This is a genomic window from uncultured Roseovarius sp. (genome assembly GCF_947259555.1).
In the GTDB taxonomy this organism is placed as follows: domain Bacteria; phylum Pseudomonadota; class Alphaproteobacteria; order Rhodobacterales; family Rhodobacteraceae; genus Roseovarius.
The window spans coordinates 14,060-35,161 of sequence record NZ_CAMYMD010000032.1 but is presented as its reverse complement, the minus strand read 5'-3'; the positions used below and the strand labels follow the sequence as shown (position 1 = coordinate 35,161).

General features: G+C 62.6%; 24 protein-coding genes. 16 read left to right on the top strand and 8 right to left on the bottom strand.

Annotated features, from left to right (window positions below; genetic code table 11):
- Window positions 1-181: 181 nt before the first annotated feature.
- Entirely contained in the window at window positions 182-637 is a 456-nt protein-coding gene (locus Q0X85_RS05960; protein WP_297770311.1) for a YaiI/YqxD family protein, read from the bottom strand.
- Window positions 638-687: 50 nt separating this feature from the next.
- Window positions 688-1,773: a CaiB/BaiF CoA-transferase family protein gene (locus Q0X85_RS05955; RefSeq protein ID WP_297770310.1), complete on the bottom strand. Its 1,086-nt coding sequence runs from the start codon at window positions 1,771-1,773 to the stop codon at window positions 688-690.
- Window positions 1,774-1,921: 148 nt separating this feature from the next.
- On the opposite strand from Q0X85_RS05955, the gene Q0X85_RS05950 reads away from it, so the two are divergent.
- A complete protein-coding gene (locus tag Q0X85_RS05950) occupies window positions 1,922-2,425 on the top strand; it encodes a carbon monoxide dehydrogenase subunit G (protein WP_297770307.1) in 504 nt (167 codons plus the stop codon).
- Between the two features lie 6 nt (window positions 2,426-2,431).
- Here the strand turns inward: Q0X85_RS05950 and Q0X85_RS05945 are convergent, their stop codons facing one another.
- On the bottom strand, window positions 2,432-3,127 hold the full coding sequence (locus tag Q0X85_RS05945; RefSeq protein WP_297770306.1) for an SGNH/GDSL hydrolase family protein: 696 nt from the start codon (window positions 3,125-3,127) through the stop codon (window positions 2,432-2,434).
- A 211-nt stretch (window positions 3,128-3,338) separates the two neighbouring features.
- Here Q0X85_RS05945 and Q0X85_RS05940 point away from each other — a divergent pair, with 211 nt between their 5' ends.
- The 10 genes from Q0X85_RS05940 to Q0X85_RS05895 all read left to right on the top strand — a co-directional run bounded on the left by Q0X85_RS05940 (window position 3,339) and on the right by Q0X85_RS05895 (window position 11,937).
- Window positions 3,339-4,268, top strand: a complete 930-nt coding sequence (locus Q0X85_RS05940; RefSeq protein WP_297770303.1) for an ABC transporter ATP-binding protein — start codon at window positions 3,339-3,341, stop codon at window positions 4,266-4,268.
- On the top strand, window positions 4,265-5,026 hold the full coding sequence (locus Q0X85_RS05935; RefSeq protein ID WP_297770300.1) for an ABC transporter permease: 762 nt from the start codon (window positions 4,265-4,267) through the stop codon (window positions 5,024-5,026). The genes Q0X85_RS05940 and Q0X85_RS05935 overlap by 4 nt, the downstream gene beginning before the upstream one ends.
- A gap of 111 nt (window positions 5,027-5,137) precedes the next feature.
- A complete protein-coding gene (locus Q0X85_RS05930; RefSeq protein WP_297770297.1) occupies window positions 5,138-5,935 on the top strand; it encodes a S49 family peptidase in 798 nt (265 codons plus the stop codon).
- Between the two features lie 168 nt (window positions 5,936-6,103).
- Window positions 6,104-7,069: a calcium/sodium antiporter gene (locus Q0X85_RS05925; protein WP_297770295.1), complete on the top strand. Its 966-nt coding sequence runs from the start codon at window positions 6,104-6,106 to the stop codon at window positions 7,067-7,069.
- A 13-nt stretch (window positions 7,070-7,082) separates the two neighbouring features.
- A complete protein-coding gene (locus tag Q0X85_RS05920) occupies window positions 7,083-7,862 on the top strand; it encodes an SDR family oxidoreductase (RefSeq protein WP_297770292.1) in 780 nt (259 codons plus the stop codon).
- Between the two features lie 296 nt (window positions 7,863-8,158).
- Window positions 8,159-10,027 carry an excinuclease ABC subunit UvrC gene (gene uvrC / locus Q0X85_RS05915; RefSeq protein ID WP_297770288.1) on the top strand — a complete coding sequence of 623 codons (1,869 nt, stop codon included), beginning with the start codon at window positions 8,159-8,161 and terminating at the stop codon, window positions 10,025-10,027.
- Window positions 10,028-10,169: 142 nt separating this feature from the next.
- Complete coding sequence (pgsA, locus tag Q0X85_RS05910) at window positions 10,170-10,835, top strand: CDP-diacylglycerol--glycerol-3-phosphate 3-phosphatidyltransferase (protein WP_297770286.1); 666 nt, start codon at window positions 10,170-10,172, stop codon at window positions 10,833-10,835.
- Complete coding sequence (gene moaD / locus Q0X85_RS05905; RefSeq protein ID WP_297770284.1) at window positions 10,832-11,080, top strand: molybdopterin converting factor subunit 1; 249 nt, start codon at window positions 10,832-10,834, stop codon at window positions 11,078-11,080. The genes pgsA and moaD overlap by 4 nt, the downstream gene beginning before the upstream one ends.
- A gap of 3 nt (window positions 11,081-11,083) precedes the next feature.
- Window positions 11,084-11,527 carry a molybdenum cofactor biosynthesis protein MoaE gene (locus Q0X85_RS05900; protein ID WP_297770282.1) on the top strand — a complete coding sequence of 148 codons (444 nt, stop codon included), beginning with the start codon at window positions 11,084-11,086 and terminating at the stop codon, window positions 11,525-11,527.
- A gap of 95 nt (window positions 11,528-11,622) precedes the next feature.
- Entirely contained in the window at window positions 11,623-11,937 is a 315-nt protein-coding gene (locus tag Q0X85_RS05895) for an SCP2 sterol-binding domain-containing protein (protein WP_297770279.1), read from the top strand.
- A gap of 52 nt (window positions 11,938-11,989) precedes the next feature.
- Here Q0X85_RS05895 and Q0X85_RS05890 read toward each other — a convergent pair whose 3' ends face one another.
- The 5 genes from Q0X85_RS05890 to Q0X85_RS05870 all read right to left on the bottom strand — a co-directional run bounded on the left by Q0X85_RS05890 (window position 11,990) and on the right by Q0X85_RS05870 (window position 16,195).
- Window positions 11,990-12,817, bottom strand: a complete 828-nt coding sequence (locus tag Q0X85_RS05890) for an extracellular solute-binding protein (protein ID WP_297770277.1) — start codon at window positions 12,815-12,817, stop codon at window positions 11,990-11,992.
- Window positions 12,818-12,842: 25 nt separating this feature from the next.
- Window positions 12,843-13,613 (bottom strand): ATP-binding cassette domain-containing protein, encoded by a 771-nt coding sequence (locus Q0X85_RS05885; RefSeq protein WP_297770274.1) that lies wholly within the window; start codon window positions 13,611-13,613, stop codon window positions 12,843-12,845.
- Window positions 13,606-14,292, bottom strand: a complete 687-nt coding sequence (locus Q0X85_RS05880) for an ABC transporter permease (protein ID WP_297770271.1) — start codon at window positions 14,290-14,292, stop codon at window positions 13,606-13,608. Before Q0X85_RS05880 ends, Q0X85_RS05885 begins: the two co-directional genes overlap by 8 nt.
- Window positions 14,293-14,385: 93 nt before the next feature.
- The gene (locus tag Q0X85_RS05875) at window positions 14,386-15,075 is read right to left on the bottom strand and encodes a class I SAM-dependent methyltransferase (RefSeq protein WP_297770268.1); all 690 of its coding nucleotides are present in this window, start codon (window positions 15,073-15,075) and stop codon (window positions 14,386-14,388) included.
- A complete protein-coding gene (locus Q0X85_RS05870; RefSeq protein ID WP_297770266.1) occupies window positions 15,068-16,195 on the bottom strand; it encodes a CaiB/BaiF CoA-transferase family protein in 1,128 nt (375 codons plus the stop codon). Before Q0X85_RS05870 ends, Q0X85_RS05875 begins: the two co-directional genes overlap by 8 nt.
- Before the next feature lie 140 nt (window positions 16,196-16,335).
- On the opposite strand from Q0X85_RS05870, the gene Q0X85_RS05865 reads away from it, so the two are divergent.
- From Q0X85_RS05865 to Q0X85_RS05845, 5 genes are all read left to right on the top strand, one after another.
- The gene (locus tag Q0X85_RS05865; RefSeq protein ID WP_297770264.1) at window positions 16,336-17,520 is read left to right on the top strand and encodes an acyl-CoA dehydrogenase family protein; all 1,185 of its coding nucleotides are present in this window, start codon (window positions 16,336-16,338) and stop codon (window positions 17,518-17,520) included.
- Window position 17,521: 1 nt separating this feature from the next.
- A complete protein-coding gene (locus tag Q0X85_RS05860; protein ID WP_297770261.1) occupies window positions 17,522-18,355 on the top strand; it encodes a MaoC family dehydratase N-terminal domain-containing protein in 834 nt (277 codons plus the stop codon).
- A 25-nt stretch (window positions 18,356-18,380) separates the two neighbouring features.
- The gene (locus tag Q0X85_RS05855; protein ID WP_297770259.1) at window positions 18,381-18,698 is read left to right on the top strand and encodes a metalloregulator ArsR/SmtB family transcription factor; all 318 of its coding nucleotides are present in this window, start codon (window positions 18,381-18,383) and stop codon (window positions 18,696-18,698) included.
- A gap of 41 nt (window positions 18,699-18,739) precedes the next feature.
- Window positions 18,740-19,792: a permease gene (locus Q0X85_RS05850; RefSeq protein ID WP_297770257.1), complete on the top strand. Its 1,053-nt coding sequence runs from the start codon at window positions 18,740-18,742 to the stop codon at window positions 19,790-19,792.
- Window positions 19,793-20,075: 283 nt separating this feature from the next.
- Entirely contained in the window at window positions 20,076-21,101 is a 1,026-nt protein-coding gene (locus Q0X85_RS05845) for a BMP family protein (RefSeq protein ID WP_297770255.1), read from the top strand.
- Window position 21,102: the final 1 nt, after the last annotated feature.

Sequence of the window (21,102 nt, the reverse complement as noted above, 5' to 3'; positions counted from 1 at the left end):
GGCTGCAACCTGTTCTGCGCTCTGATGTTTTCCGGGCTTGGCTGGCATTAAGCACTGCCAAACTAACGTTGGGTCGCCACACCGCGGCACGACGATGCGCGGCTTGCGGCAACGGCAGCTCAAGGCCCTTCCCAACTCTGATTTTCTCGCGAACAGGCAGCATGGCCAGTCATGTCAATCGTCAGACCCCGGACCGCCCGGCGGCCCGCACCGCGCGCTCCAGTGCTTCCAGAAAGCGCGAGCGGTCGGCCTTGGTATACCCTTTGCCGCCCCCCTGTCGGAACGGATCGGCGGCGCGCAGGTCGGCCATGAGATCACGGGTCGCCAGCACGTTGCCAATATTGGCCGCTGTCAGTGCCTCGCCGTTATGCTTGAGCACCTGCGCCCCGGCCTCGACACATCGGGCGGCGAGCGGAATATCCCCGGTGATCACCACGTCGCCCGGCCCGGCGCGTTCGGCGATCCACATATCGGCCACGTCCGGGCCATCGGGCACAATCACCGTCTCGACCAGCGGATTTTGCGACGGGCGCAGACCGCCGTTGGAGACGATGAACATCCGTACCCCGTGCCGGGTGCCAACCCGCTCGACTTCGGCCTTGACGGGGCACGCATCGGCATCAACGTAGATGGGCATGGGGTCTTCCTCTGTCTGTTGCGCATCGAGACCGGTCCTGAGCGGACCTCTTACACCGTATTGTCGAGCCATGCCCGGATTTCATCACCATGCTGGCCCCGTTCGGGCGGCGGTGTGACCGTCTGACATTGCCCATCAAACCTTGGAGCAGGGGCCGGGCTAAGACCACGGCCTGCCATCTGCCAGACACTGCGCGCCGCCATATGCGGGTCGCGCGCGGCCTCATCGGGCCGCAAGACCGGAGCAACGCAGGCATCCGACCCGGCAAAAAGCGCTGTCCAATGGCTGAGGGGCTCTGTCTCGAAGAGCGTGGCGAGAATGCGGGTCTGCTCGGGCCATTGCGCGGTCTCGTGCTGTGCCGCAAGACGCGGATCATCCGACAGACCCATGCGTGACAGGAACTCGGCATAGAATTGTGGCTCAAGGCATTGCACGGACAGCCAGCCGCCGCAGGCACAGGCATACACGCGCGACCAATGCGCGCCGTCCAGCAAGCTCTCGCCGCGCGCCATGGCGAGGTGCCCGGACGGCATCATCGACATCAGTAGCGCCATCATATGCGCAGACCCATCAACGATGGCCGCATCCACCACGGTGCCGCGTCCGCTGCGCGCCGCGCCGAGCAGCCCCGCCAGAACCCCGGCCACCAGATAGAGCGCGCCGCCGCCCACATCACCCACGAGCGTGGCCGGCGTCTGGGGCGCATGGCCGGGCGCGCCTGCATACCAGAGCGCGCCGGATGTTGCGATGTAGTTGAGATCATGACCGGCGGTCATGCTGCGCGGGCCATCCTGACCCCAGCCGGTCATCCGGCCGTAGACGAGGCGCCGGTTCATCGCGTGCATCTCCTCCGGTCCAAGGCCCAGCTTCTCCATGACCCCCGGGCGAAAGCCCTCGATCAGGGCATCCGACCGGGCGATCAGCGCGCGGGCGGTGGCGATGTCAGCTGCATCCTTGAGATCGAGCACGATCGAGCGCTTGCCCCGGTCCAACAGGTTGCGTGCCCCGGCGACGGGGTTGCCGGGGCCGGGCCGGTGGATCACGATCACATCGGCCCCCAGCTCGGCCAGCATCATTGCAGCGAAGGGCGCAGGCCCGAGCCCCTCGAATTCGACCACGCGCAGCCCTGAAAGCATGTATCCCCCTTGTTCGCCCCGCGCTCAGGTTAGGCCGGCCGCCCCTCTAGCGCCACCCGATTTGCAAGTATCAGACTTTCTGCTCTCTTGGCGGGCGCGCAGGCCTGCGCTAGGCTTTGCCGACCATGGAACGGGAGGAGCCGAACAGATGCAGATGAGCGACGCACGGGATATAAAGGCTGATCGGGCGACGGTCTGGGCGGCCCTGCTCAGCCCAGAGGTTCTCAAGGAATGCGTGCCGGGGGCGCAGGAGGTGACGGGCACGCCAGAGGACGGATTCGAGGCGACGGTCACCCAAAAGGTCGGGCCGGTGAAAGCCACCTTCAAAGGGACGGTCACGGTGTCGAATATCGAGGAGATGCAAAGCCTGACCCTTACCGGCGAGGGCAAAGGCGGCGCGGCAGGCTATGCCAAGGGCGGCGCGGATGTGCGGCTCGAAGACAGCGAAACGGGCACCCGGCTGATCTACGATGTCGAGGCCAAGGTCGGCGGCAAGCTGGCGCAATTGGGCAGCCGCATCGTCGACGGCTTTGCCAAGCGCATGGCGGACCAGTTTTTTACCCGGCTCGAAGACGTTCTGGAGGGGCCGAACGAGGACGACCCGGAACCGGAGGCGGAAAAGAAAGGCTGGTTGAAGCGTCTGATCAGCTGAGGCGCGTCACTCCTGCGAGAGGCTGTTACGAGACACGATCGTGCTCTCGTTTGCGGCGATGAGCCGTGCGATGCGCTGCCCGATCTTGCGGCTCGCCTTGAAGGACGGGTGAATGAGATCAACCCCATGATAGCTCCGGTCGCCATGCGGGACCAAATCCGAGAGGGGCAAAAAATGCACGCCCCGATCAAGCCCGGCGAGACGTGCCACGCGACGATCCATTTCGGCGCCCTCATCGGTGCAATGCTCTACCGGCGAGGTGATGCCGGGTGTGCGCATGTACCCGACATAGACCACCTGTGCGCCGGAATGGCGAAGCTTGGAGACAAAGCCGGGGATGACCCCCCGGCGCCCGTCCTGTGAAATCAGGCGGTCGAGCTTGCGCTTGCAGCGCATGCAGCCGCAACCGAGCCAAAGATCGTTGCCGCCGCCGTTGAGCACTGTCCAATCCCAATCACCGCGGCGATATTGCTTGGTGATGTTGAGGCCAAGCGCCCCGGTGATCGGCAGCCGATACAAGAACCGCGCGCCCGCGACCGAGGTGTCGGTCACATCCACGCCCAGAGAACTCTCGACCGAGGCGGACACGGAGAGGCCCATCAGCTTGTGCATCGCAAGAAGCGAGTCGCCCATGACCAGAATCCGCGGCTCTGCCCCCGCAGGGGCAGGGCCAAGACACAGGGCGCCCACCAAGGGGAGCATTCTGAGAAAATTTCCGATCATTTCGCCATCCTCGAATCCTTCGCCCCGACGCCAAGCTACCAGAATGCGGTGCAACTATGAACAAGGGCGGAAAAACACACTGTTCTCCAATTGGCGACGGCGCTCATTCCCGCACAGACCGCCGTGCAGCGATGCGTGTTGCACTCGCTCGCGAGAGGCTTAGGTTCTGCGCAGGAAACAGGGGGCGAATATGACGGCAATCGTCGCGGTCGAGGGATTGAGCAAAATCTACAAGGACGGTTTCAGGGCGTTGCAGGATGTCTCTCTCAGCATTGAGAGAGGCGAGATCCTCGCACTTCTGGGGCCAAACGGCGCGGGCAAGACAACCCTGATCTCGACGCTGTGCGGCATCACCACACCGTCAAGCGGACAGGCCAGCGTGGGCGGGCATGATATTGTGCGCGGCTACCGCGCCGCCCGCGCCATGATCGGTCTTGTGCCCCAGGAAATCGCGCTTGAGCCTTTCGAGAAGGTCATAAACACGGTGCGGTTTTCGCGCGGGCTGTTTGGCAAGGGCAAGGATGAGGCCCTGATCGAGCGCATTCTGCGTCAACTATCGCTCTGGGATAAACGCAACAATCGCATTCGCGAGTTGTCAGGGGGCATGAAGCGCCGGGTTCTCATTGCCAAGGCGCTGTGTCATGAGCCCGATGTCCTGTTTCTGGATGAGCCCACCGCTGGCGTCGATGTAGAGTTGCGCCGCGACATGTGGGAGGTGGTGCGCGCCCTCAAGGAAAGCGGCGTGACGATCATTCTGACGACCCACTATATCGAAGAGGCCGAAGCGATGGCCGACCGCATCGCGGTGATCAACAAGGGTGAGATCCTGCTGGTCGAGGACAAGGCCGCGCTGATGCGGCGGATGGGGCGAAAATCGCTTCAGATCGACCTTGCCGATCCGGTCGACGCGGTGCCCGATGCCCTCGCCGGTTATGATCTGGAACTGGCGCAGGGCGGTCACGCGCTGATCTATCACTATGACACGCGGGCAGAGGGCACGGGCATCACCCGGCTCTTGCAGGCGCTTGCCAGGGAGGGGCTGTCGCTGCGCGATATCGAAACCCGCCAAAGCAGTCTGGAAGAGATTTTCGTGGGCCTGGTAAAGGAGAATGCGGCATGAACCTGCACGCCATATGGGCCATTTACGTCTATGAAATGAAGCGGTTTTTTCGCACCATCATGGAAAGCCTGCTATCGCCCGTCATCTCGACAACGCTTTACTTTGTCGTCTTTGGCGCCGCCATCGGCAGCCGCATAGAACAGGTCGAGGGGGTAAGCTATGGCGCGTTCATCGTGCCCGGTCTTATCATGCTGAGCGTGATGACACAGGCGATATCCAATGCCTCTTTCGGGATCTATTTTCCTAAGTTCATCGGCACCATATTCGAGCTGCTCTCTGCTCCGGTCAACTTTCTCGAAATCGTGCTGGGCTATGTCGGCGCGGCTGCGACCAAGGCGTTGATGATCGGCGTGGTCATCCTGATCACCGCCGGTATCTTTGTCGATCTCGACATTCAGCACCCGGTGATCATGGTGCTGTTTCTCGTGCTGATCTGTGTCTCATTCGCGCTGTTCGGGTTCATCATCGGCATATGGGCGGAGAATTTCCAGCAGTTGCAACTGATCCCGCTCTTGGTGATCACGCCGCTGGTGTTCCTCGGGGGCGCGTTCTACTCAATCTCGATGTTGCCATCCGCGTGGCAGATGGTGACATTGTTCAACCCGGTGGTCTATCTCATCTCGGGCTTTCGCTGGGCCTTTTTCGGCGTGGCGGATGTGGGCATCGGGTACAGCTTTGCGGCGGTGTTCGTGTTTTTCGGTCTCTGCCTCACCGCTGTCTGGCTCATATTCAAGACCGGCTACAGGATAAAAAGCTGACCGCGCACCGCGTGATTTTAGTCACGCGGGCATGTGCGAAATGCGAGGCTCATGTCGTTCTGGCACGCCACCGGCTTGTTTGTCGGACCTGCGCACTCTACATCGGGCATCATGAAACATTTGATACCCTTCCTGAACCGCAAGCCGAGCGTCGCTGTCATTCGCCTTGCGGGCATGATCGGTGCGGGCGGCCGTGCACAATTGAATGACGAGACACTCGGGCCGGTGATCGAAAAGGCGTTTTCGCGGGGCAAGCCTGTCGCGGTGGCGCTGGTGATCAACTCTCCGGGTGGCTCTCCAGTGCAAAGCTCGCTCATCGCCGCGCGTGTCAGGCGGCTGGCCGAGGAAAAAGGCGTACCGGTGCATGCCTTTGTCGAGGACGTGGCGGCCTCGGGCGGCTATTGGCTGGCGGTTGCGGCTGACGATATCTGGGTGGACGAGTCGTCTATCATCGGGTCTATCGGCGTCATCTCCGCAGGGTTTGGCGCGCAAGTGTTTCTGAGACGGCAGGGCGTCGAACGGCGGGTCTACACGGCCGGCAAATCAAAGAGCACACTTGATCCGTTCCTGCCGGAAAAGCCCGAGGACGTGACCCGGCTCAAGGCCCTTCTGGATCAGATCCACGACGCGTTCATCGCCCATGTCAAGGCCCGGCGCGGCCCGAAACTGGCCGATGATCCCGATATTTTCACTGGCGAATTCTGGCTGGGGAGGCGCAGCGTGGAACTGGGTTTGGCCGATGGTGTCGGCCACCTCGTGCCGAAGATGAAAGAGCTGTACGGGGACAAGGTACGTTTCAGGAAATATGGCCGCAAACGCGGGCTGCTCTCGCGCTTTGGTGCGACGCTTGCGCAGGATGCGATGATCGCGGTCGAAGAACGGGCGAGCTATGCCCGGTTCGGGCTATGACATGATTGTAAAGATCGTCGTTCTGTTTCTTGTGGCCATGGGCGTGATGGCCATGTTCGGCAAGCTTCGCTTTCCCGGGCAAAAGCGGCTCGCAGCGGCAAAATGCCGAAAATGCGGTCGTTACCGGATTGGCAAGGGGCCCTGTTCCTGTGGGAAGGGCAAGCTCAAATGATGCCATGGCTCTTGTCTGCGCTCGGCCTTGTGATCTTGTTGCTGGCCGGTGATGCGCTTGTCAAAGGTGCGGTCAATCTCAGCTTGCGGGTGGGCATCCCGGCCCTGATCGTGAGCCTCACGGTGGTGGCGTTTGGCACCTCTGCGCCTGAGCTGCTTATTTCGGTCAATGCCATATTGGCCGACAAACCGGGGCTTGCGCTTGGCAACGTGGTCGGCTCGAACACCGCGAATGTGCTGTTGGTGCTTGGGGTTCCGGCGCTGCTCTCGGTGCTGCACACGAGCGGCTGTCTCTGTTCCAAATCCTACCTTCAAATGCTGGCGGCGAGCGCGCTCTTTATCCTGCTGGCGTTCCGCGGCACGTTTGACTGGATCGCCGGTCTCATTCTGCTGACCGCGCTGGTCTTGATGCTGGCGGATGCGTTTCGTGATGCCCTGAGCCATCGCCGTGACGCAGCCATAAAGGCGTTGGCGGATGCCGAGAATATCGAGGACGTGGAGGGCGCGGACCCGGATATGCCCTGGTGGCAGATTATCACGTTTCTGCTTCTTGGCCTCGTGGGCCTGCCGCTTGGCGCTGATTTGCTTGTCGACAACGCCTCGATCATCGCCGAGCGGTACGGTGTGAGCGAGGCGGTTATCGGGCTCACTCTGGTCGCCCTTGGCACCTCGCTGCCGGAATTGGCGACAACGGTCATGGCGGCGCTGCGCAAGCAGGCGGATGTGGCGCTGGGCAATGTCATTGGCTCCAACATGTTCAACCTGCTTGGCATAATCGGCGTCGCGTCGCTTGTCGGGCCGATCCCGGTCGATCCGGAATTCCTGCGGTTTGACCTGTGGGTCATGCTGGGGTGTTCTCTGTTGCTGATCCCGTTCGTGTTTTTCAAGTTTGATATCGGGCGGCTCTTGGGGATTGCCTTGACCTTGGCCTATTTGGTCTATGTCACGGTCGTATTGAGCTGAACAAAGAGGCGGAATGATGCGGGCACTTGTAACAGGCGCAGGCAAACGGCTGGGCCGGGCAATGGCGCTCGAACTGGCGCGTCATGGGCATGACATCGCCGTGCATTACGCAACATCCCAAGACGCCGCCGAAGGCGTGGCGCAAGAGATCCGCGCGATCGGACAAAACGCGGTGACACTCCGGGCGGACCTGTTGGACGAGGCGCAGGTGATGGACCTGGTGCCGGGTGCCGCGAAGGCGCTTGGCGGGCCGGTGAACGTGCTTGTCAACAATGCCTCGATCTTTGACTATGACAACATATCGAGCGCCACGCGGACAAACTGGGACCGCCATATGGAGAGCAACCTGCGTGCGCCCTTTGTGCTGACTCAGGAACTGGCCCGCATGGTCCCCGATCCGGTGCCGGATGAGAATGACGAGCCGGTGGCGCAGGGCCTTGTGATCAACATGATCGACCAGCGGGTGCGCAAGCTGACGCCCGAGTTCATGACCTATACGATTGCCAAGATGGGGCTGTGGGCGTTTACCCAGACCGCCGCGCAGGCGCTTGCGCCCAGGGTTCGCGTGAATGCCATCGGTCCGGGCCCGACGTTGCAGGGCCACCGCCAGAGCGACCGCCATTTCCAGAACCAGCGCAAGGCCACTTTGCTTCATCGCGGGGCGAATGCCAGCGACATCTCGGCCGCGCTTGCCTACTTCCTGAATGCGCCAGCCGTGACGGGACAACTGCTCTGTGTGGACGGCGGCCAGCACCTTGGATGGCAAACCCCGGATGTGCTCGGAGTAGAGTGAACCGGAGAGCACCTCGCCAGAGTTTTGCACCGGTCATGTTGCCGTTACGTAAGCGTTACAAAATCGTCAATGTTTTCAGTGTTTTGTTTTATTGGTATATTTTTTTCTTTTAATAACAAAAAGATAATTGTGCGCCTAAAAAATAGGCAATTCCGTGAAGCCTACCGAATACAAGGAAAATTTCCCCTTCGCGGAAACTTATCTTCAGAGTTATCCACATCTTTGGTGGAAAGCTTACCCCTTGCCCTCACCTTGATATCATTGCAGCACTCGCGCAGAATCATAAGTAAGTAATCATGTCCGGATCACAGCCCGATACCACGCCAGAAACAGGCCACGAGGTCATTCGCGGCTACCTTCGGACGCTCGATGCGTCGCCGGGCGTGTACCGCATGCTCGATGCACAGGCGCGGGTGCTCTATGTCGGAAAGGCCCGCAATCTGCGAGCGCGAGTCTCGAACTATGCCCGGCCGACAGGCCACACCGGTCGTATCGCTCGGATGATCCGCGAAACCGCCTCGATGATGTTTCTCACGACGGCGACCGAGACCGAGGCGCTGCTGCTCGAACAGAACCTCATCAAGCAGCTCAAGCCGCGCTACAACGTGCTCTTGCGTGACGACAAGAGCTTTCCCAACATCCTCGTGACGTCGCACGACTATCCGATGATCAAGAAGCATCGCGGCGCCAAGCGCGACAAGGGCAGCTATTACGGCCCCTTCGCCAGCGCCGGCGCGGTCAACCGCACGCTGGCGCAGTTGCAGCGGGTCTTTCAGCTGCGCAACTGCAACGACACCATGTTCGAAAGCCGCACGCGCCCCTGCCTGCAATACCAGATCAAGCGCTGCACCGCGCCCTGCGTCGGCAAGATCTCCAAGACCGAGTATGCCACACAGGTGCGCGACGCCGAACGCTATCTCTCGGGGCGCTCGACCGAGATACAGGAAAAGCTGGCCACTGAGATGTCAGAGGCCGCCGAAGCGATGGAATACGAACGCGCCGCCGCCCTGCGCGACCGGATCAAGGCGCTGACACAGGTGCAGACCGCGCAGGGCATCAACCCGCGCACCGTGACCGAGGCCGACGTGATCGCGCTGCATCTCGACAAGGGACAGGCCTGCGTGCAGGTGTTCTTTATCCGCGCCGGGCAAAACTGGGGCAACCGCGATTTCTATCCGCGCGTCGGTACGGATGTGGAAGAGCCCGAGGTGCTGGAGGCCTTTATCGGTCAGTTCTACGACAGCAAGGAGCCGCCCCGCGCGCTGCTCCTGTCGCATGATCTGGAAAATCCCGACCTGATGAGCCAAGCCCTGACCGAAAAGCTGGGCCGCAAGGTGACGCTCACCGTGCCCTTGCGCGGTGAAAAGGCCGAACTCATTGACGCCGCGCTGCGCAACGCTCGCGAGAGCCTCGCCCGCAAGATGGCCGAGAGCGCGACGCAGGGAAAGCTGCTCAAGGGGCTTGCCGAAGCATTCGATCTGCCCGAGCCACCGCAGCGGATCGAGGTCTATGACAACAGCCACATTCAGGGCACCAACGCCGTCGGCGCGATGATCGTGGCGGGGCCCGAGGGGATGATGAAGAACCACTATCGCAAGTTCAATATCAAGGGCGACGACCTGACCCCCGGCGATGACTTCGGCATGATGAAAGAGGTGCTGACCCGCCGATTCAAACGCCTTCTGAAAGAAGACCCCGACCGCAGCCACGGCCAGTGGCCCGACCTGCTGCTGATTGACGGCGGCGCGGGACAGGTCAGCGCGGTGGCGGGGATCATGCGCGAGATGGGGGTCGAGGATATCCCGATGGTGGGTGTGGCCAAGGGCGTGGACCGCGACCACGGCAAGGAAGAATTTCACCGCACCGGTAAGCGTCCAATGGCGCTGCGCCACAATGACCCGGTGCTCTATTTCGTGCAGCGCCTGCGCGACGAGGCGCACCGCTTTGCCATCGGCACGCATCGCGCGAAACGGGCCAAGGCAATCTCTGCCACCCCGCTCGACGAGGTGCCCGGCGTCGGTGCCGCCCGCAAGCGCGCCCTGCTTGCGCATTTCGGATCGGCCAAGGCCGTGAGCCGCGCCAACCTCGCAGACCTCAAGGCGGTCGACGGTGTTTCCGGTGCGCTGGCACAAAAACTCTACGATTTCTTCCATGAGCGGGGGTGAGCGCATCAGAGGGCGGCGTCATCCGCGAGCCCGACCCGAGGATCGCATGGATCAAGAGATCCCCGGATCACGTCAGCGGATGGCAGAGAACCCGGAGAAAGCGACGCTTTCCCTTGCTCGCGGGACACGCTAGAACGTGGCCATGACGTGGACTCTGCCCAATATCCTGACCACGCTCCGCCTTATGGCCGCTCCGGCTGTGGCGGTGATGTTTTTATATTTCACAAGACCTTATGCAGACTGGTTTGCGCTTATTCTATTTGTCAGCGCCGCGATAACGGACTGGTTCGACGGCTATCTCGCGCGGAGCTGGAAACAGGTGACGCGGGTTGGCACGATGCTCGATCCGATCGCCGACAAGGCAATGGTGGTGATCGCCCTGATGGTGATCGTCGGCTATTCGAGCATGTCACCCTGGCTTGTGCTGCCCGCCACTGTGATACTCTTTCGCGAAGTTTTCGTATCCGGCTTGCGCGAGTATCTGGGCGACACTGCTGGCATGCTCAAGGTCACCAAGCTGGCCAAGTGGAAGACCACCGCGCAAATGATCGCGATCGCGGTGTTGTTTGCCCAAGGGGTTTTTGAACATTATTTCGGAATGTCGGTTTTCGGAATGGATGATCAACTGGTATTATCCATCCTCGAAGGGCGCGAAGACGATCTGCATGGGCTGTACTGGAAATATGCCGGCATGGTTTGGGCGGGACATCTTGGTATATGGCTCCTGTGGATCGCCGCGGCGCTCACATTGCTGACGGGGTTTGATTATTTGCGCAAATCTATCCCCTATCTGAAGGATGACGCATGATGGACGTCTTGTATTTTGCATGGGTGCGCGAGAGAATCGGTCTGCCGAAGGAGCGGATCGAGGCGCCGGGCGCCACGGTGATGGATCTCGTTAAACAGCTGCGTGCGCGCGAAGAGCGCTACGAGGCTGCATTCGCGGATCTGAGCGCATTGCGCGTGGCTGTCGATCAAGAGTTGAGCGACTTTGATGCGCCTCTCGCCGGGGCCCGTGAAGTGGCGTTTTTCCCACCGATGACAGGGGGCTGAGCCGTGGACATCCGCGTGCAGGAAGCGCCTTTTCATCTCGGCGCTGAAACCGATGGATTTGCCCGCAAACAAAGCGGGATGGGCGCGGTTGTGACCTTTACCGGGATCGTTCGCGATCTGGGCGAAAGCCGCCTCGACGTCATGGAGATCGAGCATTACCCGGGCATGACGCAGAAAGCTCTCGAAGACATAGCTGAAGAGGCGTCAAACCGTTGGGCCACCGGCGACATTCTGATCATCCACCGCTATGGTCGCCTGCGTCCGGATGAGATGATCATGATGGTCGCCACCTCCGCGCGGCATCGGTCCGACGCCTTTCAGGCGGCCGAGTTTCTGATGGATTTTCTCAAATCCCGTGCACCGTTCTGGAAGAAAGAGATCACGGACGACGGCGCTGAATGGGTGGCCGCGCGCGATGCAGACGAGGATGCGTTGACGCGCTGGTAGAACATGCGGCACGGGCTTTGACGAAAGAATTGCGATGTGACGCGCGGTTCTGCTTGCGCCTGCGGGCGGGCGGGCGATGATCCGCCTTGCAAGCCATGCAGAGAAAGAAGACCATGAGCGGGATTATCGACGACTATATCGCCACCCTCACCCCGAGGGCACAGGGCCGGATCAAGGGGCGCGCCAAGCTCGTTATCGCCGACCATGGCAGTGTCATGCTGAGCGAAACCGGCGCGCATCGGGGCGACGAGGCGGCGGATGTTGTTCTGAGCGCCAGCGACGCGGTGTTTCGCAACATCCTGTCAGGCGCTCAAAACCCGATCATGGCCTATATGTCCGGCAAGCTGAAAGTTGAGGGAAACGTGCAGCGCGCGCTCAAGGTGAGTGCGATCCTGACGGACGAGGCATGAGGTCGGAAGGCAGGTCCGGGCCGCAGTCGCGACCCGGATCAAGGGAGGGGTCTTAGCCCCCGGCGTTGGGGAAGAACAGCTGCTGACCGTCCACCTCGTAGCCCGCGATGGCGGTCTGGCCTTCCTCCGAGAGCACCCAGTCGATAAACGCCTGCCCGGCCTCGGCCTTGACGCTTTCGTGCTTTTCGGGGTTCACGAGGATGATGCCATACTGGTTGAACATCTTGGGGTCGCCCTCGACCGCGATCTGGTAATCGCCCTTGTTGCCGAACGCGATCCAGGTGGCGCGGTCGGTCATGATATAGGCGTCCATCGCCGTGCCGGTGTTGAGCGTCGCGCCCATGCCCGAGCCGGTCTCACGATACCAGCCGCCCGAGGCCGCCTGCACGTCGATCCCGGCCTCGTTCCACAGCCGCAGCTCGGCCTTGTTGGTGCCGCTGTCATCGCCGCGCGAGGCGAAGGGCGCGTCGGCCTCGCTGATCTTGGTCAGGGCCGCGACCACGTCGCTCATCCCCGCCACGTCCGCGGGGTCGGCGGGCGGGCCGACGATGACGAAATCATTATACATCACGTCGGACCGCGACACGCCGTGACCCTCGGCCACGAACTTCTCTTCGGCGGGTTTGGCATGGACAAAGAGCACGTCGCCATCGCCATTGGCGGCATTCTTGATCGCTTGGCCCGTGCCCACGGCCACGACCCGCACCTCGATGCCGGTCTTGTCCTCGAACATCGGCAGGATGTGGTCGAACAGGCCCGAATTCTGCGTCGAGGTGGTGGATTGCACCACGATGAACTCGTCCTGCGCCTGTGCGCCACCGGAGAGGCCAAGCGCGAGCGCGGTGCCCATGGCAAGCGAAAGAAGATGACGTCTGAACATTGAAAACTCCCTGTTCGGTTGGTTTTTAAAGATTGGTCGCGGTGTAGAGCCGCCCCTGCGTCCAGGCGCGGGCAGCCTCGGAGCGCGGCGCGCCCAGAACCTGATCGAGCGAGCCGCGTTCCGCGACGCGCCCGGCATGGAGGAAGATCACCTCGTCGCCCATGCGCCGGGCCTGACCGATGTCATGGGTGACCATCACGATGGTCACGCCGCGCGCGTGGGCGGCGTTGACCAGATCCTCGATCATCTGGGTCGAGGCCGGATCGAGGCTGCTTGTGGGCTCGTCAAGGAACAGCAAATCCGGCTCACACACCAGCGCGCGCGCCACCGCGAGGCGCTGCTGCTCACCGCCCGACAGGACGCGGGCGGGATGGCTTGCCAGATCGGTGAGCCGCGCCATCTCCAGCGCCTCGTTCGCCCGGTCGGCGCGGGCGCGGCCTGCAAGCCCGTGGACCTTGAGCGCGAAATTCAGATTGGCCAGCACCGAGCGGCGCAGCATGACGGGGCGCTGAAACACCATCGCCTGCGCGCGGCGTGCCACGCGGTCGGGGGAATGACCGCGCCACAGAACCTGCCCCGCAGACGGTGTCAGCAGCCCGTGCAGCAGCCGCAAAAGCAGGCTCTTGCCGCTGCCATTCGCGCCCATCACAAGCGTGCGCTTGCCCGGCGTGATCTCCAGGTCGATACCGTGAATGAGGCTCTGGCCGCCTGCCGCAAAGCGCAAGGACTGCGCCTCCAGCAGTGGCTCCGCCGCAACGGGGCGTTCTGCGAGGATATCCATCACCGCGTCACGCATAGGCTGCCCGCACCGCCGAGGCCCGGAGCGCCATCACGCCCGCGTTCACGATGACAGCCAGCCCCAGAAGCAGCACGCCCAATGCCAGTGCCAGTTCGAGATTGCCCTTGGAGGTCTCAAGCGCGATGGTGGTGGTCATCACCCGGGTAACGTGGTTGATATTGCCGCCGACGATCAGCACCGCGCCCACCTCGGCCACCGCGCGGCCAAAACCGGCGAGCGCCACGGTCAGCAGGCTGTAGCGCGCATCCCACAACAGCGCAGACACGCGTTCACGCGCCGAGAGGCCGAACGAGGCGAATTGCTCGGCATATTCGCCGTGCAGGTCCTCGACCACCTGTTTCGTCAGCGCCGCCACGATGGGGGTCACCAGAATGGTTTGCGCAATGATCATGGCAGAGGGGGTGTAGAGCAGGCCGAGGATGCCCAGCGGCCCCGCATTGGACAGCATCAGATAGACGAACAGCCCCACCACCACCGGCGGCAGCCCCATCAGCGCGTTGAGCAGCACCGTCACCGCACCGCGCCCGCGAAAGCGGAACGCGCCCACGACTGCGCCCAGGGGCAGGCCGATCAGGCAGGCGATGGCCACCGCCGTCAGCGTCACGCGCAGCGACAAGAGCACGATCTCGCTCAGATCCCGATCCCAGGTCAGGATCAGGCCGAGCGCCTCTGCCATGATGTCGCCAAAGCTGAACAAATGCGATTTCTCCCCTATGCGGGAAAAAAAACACAAAATCACATATGAATCCAGCCCAAAGGCATGCTGATGTCAGTTTTCCACCGGTCGCAGCCGCCATACGCGTAGGGGCTGGATCAGTTCCGGCCCCTTGGCGCCTTGGGTGGCGTGCTCGGCAAAGAGCCGTTCAATCTGATCGTGCCGCGCCTCTGCGATTGCCCGGCGCGCCGGGTCGACGCGCGCGAGATATGTTATGAAGGCCCCCGTATCGGCCACCGGCGTAGGCCGAGCATAGGTGACCGCAGCGGGGCCCGTCGCCTCGCCGGTCAACAGAACGGCATCAATCGAGTCAATTGCCGCTTGGCGGATCTCGGTCTCGTCCTCGACCGGGCGCATCACCTCGAAGAACGGCCCCTGCGCCAGCGGCTCCACGATCACGACCTCGCCGCCGGGGCGCAGGACACGCAGCGCCTCGCGCAGGGCGTCTTGCATCACAGGCACGGGGACATGGTGCAGTGAATTGAGAAAAATGCAGGCATCGAATGCGGCGGCGTCGAACGGCAGCCTCTCTGCCCCCAATGCGTAAAAGCGCGCGTTTGGCACTTTGGCGTAGGCCGAAGCTATCCCCTCCGCGTCCGGGTCGATCCCGGTGACGGCATATCCCGCTTTGTCCAGCTTACGCGATAGCCCGCCGTGTCCGCACCCGATATCGAGCACATCGCGCGCGTCGATTTGCGCGAGAATGGCTAGCAGGCGCGCACTGGTATCCGTCTCTTCAGTCATCGGAGAACTCCTCTCGCAACGCATCGCTATGGGCGCCCAAGCCCGGCACGGGGCCAAGCGTGGCCGGGCTGTCATCGACCAACGCGCCGGGCGCCAGCATCCGCACCGGGCCGCTTGGCGTTTCGACGGTGACATAGCGGTTCTGCGGATGTTCCGTCAGATCCTCCATCTCGCTCACCCGGCCATAGGCGATGCGCGCAGCGCGCAGGCGGTCGGCCATCGCGTCGCGAGACACGGCGGCAAAGACCGGGCGCAGCACCGCATCGAGCGCGGCACGATTGGCGACACGGTTCGAATTGCTGTCAAACCGCGGATCGCGGGCAAGGGCCGCATCGCCGAGGATTGTTTCGCAGAACATGGCCCATTCCCGCTCGTTCTGGATCGAGATCAGCACCGATTTGCCATCGCTGCCCTCATAGACACCGTAGGGCGCGATGGTGGGATGATTGAGCCCCGCGCGCGGCGGCACCTTGCCGCCATAGGCGTATTGCAGATAGGGCACGTTCATCCAGTCGCTGAGGGCGTGAAAGAGCGATACCGCGATATGTCGCCCCGTGCCGGTGGTGGCGCGCCCGATCAGCGCCTCGAGGATGGACTGATAGGCGGTCATGCCCGCCGCGATATCGCAGACCGACACGCCGGTGCGCGCCGGGCCCGCGGCGTTGCCGGTGATCGACGACAGCCCGGTTTCGGCCTGCACCAGCAGGTCATAAGCCTTGAGATCAGAGAGCGGCCCCTCTTCGCCATAGCCCGAGATCGACACGGTAATGAGGCGCGGATAATCGGCGCGCAGCCGGTCGGGGGCGAAGCCCAGCCGGTCGATGGCCCCCGGCGCGAGGTTCTGGATGAAGATATCCGCGCGGGCCAGCATCCGCTCCATCAGGTCGCGATCCTCCTCTTGCCTCAGGTCGAGACAGACCGATTCCTTGCCCCGGTTGAGCCAGACGAAATAGGCGCTCTCGCCCTGCACAAGGCTGTCATAGCCGCGCGCGAAATCGCCCTCGGGGCGTTCCACCTTGATCACCCGCGCGCCTGCCTCGGCGAGACGGCTTGAGGCATAGGGCGCGGCGACCGCCTGTTCCACGGAGATTATGAGAAGACCGGAGAGGTCGGTGCGCATGGGGGCCTCGCTCGTTGTTCTGGAATGCGCGGACCATGCCCCATCCGGCCGGGCTGGAAAACCCCAACTCTTTTGGTCGCTCATATTCACTTACACCCGAAAACCTGCCAATCAGACGCAAGCCAAACCAAGGGGGTGACATGACGTCTTTTGATCCGACGGCGGAATATGCCGATATTCGCGACGGGGTGGCGCAGGTCTGTGCCGCGTTTCCGGGCCACTACTGGCGCGATCTGGATGCGCGGCGGGCCTATCCCAAGGCGTTTGTCGACGCGCTTATCCGCGAGGGCTATCTCGCGGCGATGATCCCGGAGGAGTATGGCGGCTCGGGGCTGAACCTGACGGCGGCCTCGGTCATTCTGGAGGAAATCCACCGCTCTGGCTGCAACGCCGCCGCCTGTCATGCGCAGATGTACACGATGGGCACCCTCTTGCGGCACGGGTCAGAGGCGCAAAAGGCCGCCTATCTGCCGGGCATCGCCGACGGCACGCTGCGCTTGCAGGCCTTTGGCGTGACCGAACCCACAAGCGGCACCGATACGCTGGCGCTCAAGACCACGGCGCGGCGCGACGGCGATGACTATGTCATCAACGGTCAGAAGATCTGGACCTCGCGGGTGGAGCATTCCGACCTGATGATCCTGCTGGCGCGCACCACGCCGCGCGATCAGACCAAGTCGAAAACCGACGGGCTGTCTGTCTTCCTCGTCGATCTGCGGGACAAGGTCGGTAACGGGGTCGAGATCCGCACGATCCGCACGATGATCAATCACGCCACCACCGAGGTGTTCTTTGACAACCTGCGCATCCCCGCCGACAGTCTGATCGGCGAAGAGGGCAAGGGTTTTCGCTATATCCTGTCGGGGATGAATTCCGAGCGTATACTGATCGCCGCCGAATGCATCGGGGACGCCAAATGGTTCCTGAAAACCGGCTCGGATTATGCCCGGGAACGGGCGGTGTTCGGCGAGGCCATCGGCGCCAATCAGGGCGTGCAGTTTCCGCTGGCCCGCGCACAGGCGCATCTTATGGCGGCGGAGGCGATCGTCTACCGCGCGGCGGCGATGTATGACGCGGGGCAAAACCCCGGCGTCGAGGCCAATACCGCCAAGCTCTTGGCGTCCGAGGCAAGCTGGGAGGCGGGCGAGGCCTGCATGCAGACCCATGGCGGCTTTGCCTTTGCCGAGGAATACGACGTGGAGCGCAAGTGGCGCGAGGCGCGACTTTACCAGATCGCGCCGATCTCGACCAACCTGATCCTGTGCTACATCGCGGAGCAGGTGCTGGGGCTGCCGAAATCCTACGGGTCGGGACGGGGGGCGTGAGATGAGCGAGTACAACGACTGGATCGGATGGGGATATGCGCGGTCAGAGCCGATGTCCGAGCGGCTGATCACGCAATACCGCGCGACGCTCGACGGGTATCTCGCCGAAGCCGATGTGCCGGTGGGGCTGCACTGGTGCCTCGTGCCGGATGTGGTGGCCCCGGACAAGCTGGGCCGCGATTGCCACCCCAAGACCGGGCTCTTTCTACCCGCGCTGCCGCTGCCGCGCCGGATGTGGGCGGGGGGCGAACTGGAGTTTCACGCGCCTTTCGCGCCCGATGATCTGGTGACCCGCGAGACGGTGATCGAGGATGTGGCGTTCAAGGAGGGGCGCAGCGGCAAGCTGGGCTTTGTCACGCAGCGCCATAGCTACAAGGTCTCGGGCGAGGCGCGGATATCCGAACGGCAGGACATCGTCTATCGCGAAGACCCCAAGCCCGGCGAGGCCCGCGCGCCGGAGCGCGCCGAGGACTGGCCGGGCGCCACGGCGTGGCACATCACCCCCGACCCGACGCTGCTGTTTCGCTTCTCGGCGCTCACCTTCAACGGTCATCGCATCCACTACGATCACCCCTATGCCACGGGGGTCGAGGGGTATGAGGGCCTTGTCGTGCATGGCCCGATGCAGGCGGTCTGGATGATGAACCTCGCCACGCACCTTTTGGGGCACCTGCCCGCACGGTTCAGCTATCGCGGCCTGTCACCGCTGATCTGCGGTGCGCCGGTCTCGATCGAGGCGCGCGAGAACGAGGAGGGTTTGAGCCTCCGGGTGCGCCGTGAGTGGGATGGCGTTGCGACAATGATGGCGAGCGCTAACCGAGACATATTGACATAACTAGAAATATAGTTATGTTTGTCCCATGAGTATCACAAGCCCCACCGCACGCGCGCTTGCTGCCCTTGGCCATGACACGCGACTCGCAATCTTTCGCCTCTTGGTCCGGGCCGGAGAGGACGGGCTGAACGTGGGCGAGATCGGGCAGCATCTTGGACAGGCGCCATCGACACTGGCGCACCATCTGTCGGCCTTGGTCGATGCCGGGCTGGTCCTGCAGGAGCGGCAAGGGCGTACCGTGGTCAACCGGGTCGACTATGCCGCAATGCACAGGACACTGGATTTTCTGACCTCCGAATGCTGCGCGGGCGTGACTTTGACACGGACGGAACCAGCTGCCTGAAACCAATTTTTTGGGCCAAATGAAACGACTTTTCTAGGGATATGGACATGACTGAAACGAACTTTCCACAGCCCCGCCTTGCGCTGGCGCTTAATTTGTGGCGGAAACAGCGTGTATGGCTGATTTCGGCGCTTATCCTCATCGTGCTCGCGCTGCTGGATTTCGCGCAGGCGCAAGATACGGTGATCTTCACCGCTGATGCGCTCGCGGGCACCGTGCCGTTTCTCTTGCTTTCGATCGGGATCGCAGCCTGGGCCACCGCGACCGGCGCCGACAACCTGATCGCGCGCGCCTTTACGGGGGCCCCGGCGCTGATGATCTTTCTGGCGGCACTTGCCGGCGGGCTCTCGCCGTTTTGCTCTTGCGGGGTCATCCCGCTGATCGCCGCGCTTTTGGCGATGGGCGTGCCGCTGTCGGCGGTCATGGCCTTCTGGCTTGCATCGCCGGTGATGGACCCGTCGATGTTCATGCTGACCACCGGTGTCCTGGGGCTTGAGTTTGCCCTTGCCAAGACGCTGGCCGCGATCGGACTGGGCGTGATGGGCGGCTGGGTCGTGCATCTGGTGGGCCGCGCCGGAGGGTTGAGCGACCCGCTGCGCGAGGGCATCGGCAATGGCGGCTGCGGGGGCGGCAAGGTCCGCGATCCCAAGCCAGTCGTGTGGCGGTTCTGGTCCGATCCTGAACGCCGGGCCAAGTTTGGCCGAGAGGCGCTGAATGTGACCCTGTTTCTGCTGAAATGGCTCACATTGGCGTTCATTCTGGAGAGCCTGATGCTGGCCTTCATCCCGGCCGAGACCATAACGCAGGCCCTCGGGGGTACGGGTATCGGGCCGATCCTTTTGGGGACATTGGTCGGTGTGCCCGCCTATCTCAACGGCTATGCCGCCTTGCCACTGGTGGGCGGGTTGATCGGTCAGGGCATGGCCCCCGGTGCCGGGCTCGCCTTTCTGGTGGCCGGTGGTGTCACCTCGCTCCCGGCTGCCATCGCGGTCTGGGCGCTGGTCAAGCCGCGTGTCTTTGCCCTTTATATTGCGCTGTCGCTCAGTGGCGCATTTGCGGCCGGGGTGTTGTTTCAACTGTGGCAAGCCGCGTGAGGCGCTGGTGATCCGGATCGCCTCTTTGCGGGGTGGCGCGCGTATTGACGCCTGCGGGGTGTGCGGCCCGGATGACGCGGTGACACTTGAGGTACGGCGCGGCGGAATGTGAAAGCGCCGCGCTGTCACCGCCCGAATTCTGTGCAGAAAACGCTGGGACTCGCACTCGTGTGCGTTTAATTCTGCGCGAGGGCAGATTCCTGTAGAAAATCGCAGTGATAAATTTTACCATTTGGTAAAACCAAAAAAAGATCTGCCCAACCTGCCCAACGAGGAGACTGACATGACCCGCCCCACATTCCCGACCGTCTCGCGCCGTCGTTTCATGGCCACGACGGCTGGCGCTGCCCTGATTGCCGGTGCATCCGGCGTCACATCGCCCCTGCGTGCCGCCGAGCCGATCAAGACCGCCGGCATCTACACCGTCCCTGTTGAGCAACAATGGGTCAGCCGTATCCACAAGGCCGCCACAACGGCGCAGGAGCGCGGCGATGTCGAGTACGTCTTCTCGGAGAATGTCAGCAACACCGATTACGCCCGCGTCATGCGCGAATACGCGGAACAAGGCTACAAGCTCATCATCGGCGAAGTCTTTGCGGTGGAACAGGAGGCCCGCGAAGTGGCCGCCGATTATCCGGACATCGCCTTCCTCATGGGGTCCAGCTTCAAGCACGATCCGGCGCTGCCGAATTTCGCCGTGTTCGACAACTATATTCAGGACGCCTCGTATCTCTCGGGGATCATCGCGGGGGCAATGACCGAGACCGCCAATATCGGCATGGTCGGCGGCTTTCCGATCCCCGAGGTCAATCGCCTGATGCACGCCTTCATGGCGGGCGCGCGCGAAATGAACCCGGATATCAAGTTTCAGGTCAGCTTTATCGGCTCGTGGTTCGATCCGCCCAAGGCCAAGGAAACCGCATTTGCCATGATCGAAGGCGGTGCCGACATGCTCTATGCCGAACGCTTCGGCGTTTCGGACGCGGCACAGGAAAAGGACGTGCTGGCCATAGGTAACGTCATAAACACGCAATCGGACTATCCCGACACGGTCGTGGCCTCGGCGATCTGGCACTTTGAGCCGACGCTCGATGCCGCGATTGCGGCCGTGAACGCGGGTGAGTTCGAGGCGGCGGATTACGGTGTCTATTCCTTTATGAAGGAAGGCGGATGCTCGCTGGCCCCGCTCGGCACGTTCGAGGGCAAGGTGCCTGAGGAGGCCATGGCGCTCGTGGCCGAGCGCGAGGCCGCGATCAAGGCGGGCGAGTTCACTGTTGAAATCAACGACGAAGAGCCGAAATCCTCCTGAC

Coding starts and splice junctions, on each gene's coding strand:
- Q0X85_RS05960 (WP_297770311.1), bottom strand. CDS start 637: ATGCCCATCTACGTTGATGCCGATGCGTGCCCCGTCAAGGCCGAAGTC.
- Q0X85_RS05955 (WP_297770310.1), bottom strand. CDS start 1,773: ATGCTTTCAGGGCTGCGCGTGGTCGAATTCGAGGGGCTCGGGCCTGCG.
- Q0X85_RS05950 (WP_297770307.1), top strand. CDS start 1,922: ATGCAGATGAGCGACGCACGGGATATAAAGGCTGATCGGGCGACGGTC.
- Q0X85_RS05945 (WP_297770306.1), bottom strand. CDS start 3,127: ATGCTCCCCTTGGTGGGCGCCCTGTGTCTTGGCCCTGCCCCTGCGGGG.
- Q0X85_RS05940 (WP_297770303.1), top strand. CDS start 3,339: ATGACGGCAATCGTCGCGGTCGAGGGATTGAGCAAAATCTACAAGGAC.
- Q0X85_RS05935 (WP_297770300.1), top strand. CDS start 4,265: ATGAACCTGCACGCCATATGGGCCATTTACGTCTATGAAATGAAGCGG.
- Q0X85_RS05930 (WP_297770297.1), top strand. CDS start 5,138: ATGAAACATTTGATACCCTTCCTGAACCGCAAGCCGAGCGTCGCTGTC.
- Q0X85_RS05925 (WP_297770295.1), top strand. CDS start 6,104: ATGATGCCATGGCTCTTGTCTGCGCTCGGCCTTGTGATCTTGTTGCTG.
- Q0X85_RS05920 (WP_297770292.1), top strand. CDS start 7,083: ATGATGCGGGCACTTGTAACAGGCGCAGGCAAACGGCTGGGCCGGGCA.
- uvrC (WP_297770288.1), top strand. CDS start 8,159: ATGTCCGGATCACAGCCCGATACCACGCCAGAAACAGGCCACGAGGTC.
- pgsA (WP_297770286.1), top strand. CDS start 10,170: ATGACGTGGACTCTGCCCAATATCCTGACCACGCTCCGCCTTATGGCC.
- moaD (WP_297770284.1), top strand. CDS start 10,832: ATGATGGACGTCTTGTATTTTGCATGGGTGCGCGAGAGAATCGGTCTG.
- Q0X85_RS05895 (WP_297770279.1), top strand. CDS start 11,623: ATGCAGAGAAAGAAGACCATGAGCGGGATTATCGACGACTATATCGCC.
- Q0X85_RS05890 (WP_297770277.1), bottom strand. CDS start 12,817: ATGTTCAGACGTCATCTTCTTTCGCTTGCCATGGGCACCGCGCTCGCG.
- Q0X85_RS05885 (WP_297770274.1), bottom strand. CDS start 13,613: ATGCGTGACGCGGTGATGGATATCCTCGCAGAACGCCCCGTTGCGGCG.
- Q0X85_RS05880 (WP_297770271.1), bottom strand. CDS start 14,292: ATGGCAGAGGCGCTCGGCCTGATCCTGACCTGGGATCGGGATCTGAGC.
- Q0X85_RS05875 (WP_297770268.1), bottom strand. CDS start 15,075: ATGACTGAAGAGACGGATACCAGTGCGCGCCTGCTAGCCATTCTCGCG.
- Q0X85_RS05870 (WP_297770266.1), bottom strand. CDS start 16,195: ATGCGCACCGACCTCTCCGGTCTTCTCATAATCTCCGTGGAACAGGCG.
- Q0X85_RS05865 (WP_297770264.1), top strand. CDS start 16,336: ATGACGTCTTTTGATCCGACGGCGGAATATGCCGATATTCGCGACGGG.
- Q0X85_RS05860 (WP_297770261.1), top strand. CDS start 17,522: ATGAGCGAGTACAACGACTGGATCGGATGGGGATATGCGCGGTCAGAG.
- Q0X85_RS05855 (WP_297770259.1), top strand. CDS start 18,381: ATGAGTATCACAAGCCCCACCGCACGCGCGCTTGCTGCCCTTGGCCAT.
- Q0X85_RS05850 (WP_297770257.1), top strand. CDS start 18,740: ATGGACATGACTGAAACGAACTTTCCACAGCCCCGCCTTGCGCTGGCG.
- Q0X85_RS05845 (WP_297770255.1), top strand. CDS start 20,076: ATGACCCGCCCCACATTCCCGACCGTCTCGCGCCGTCGTTTCATGGCC.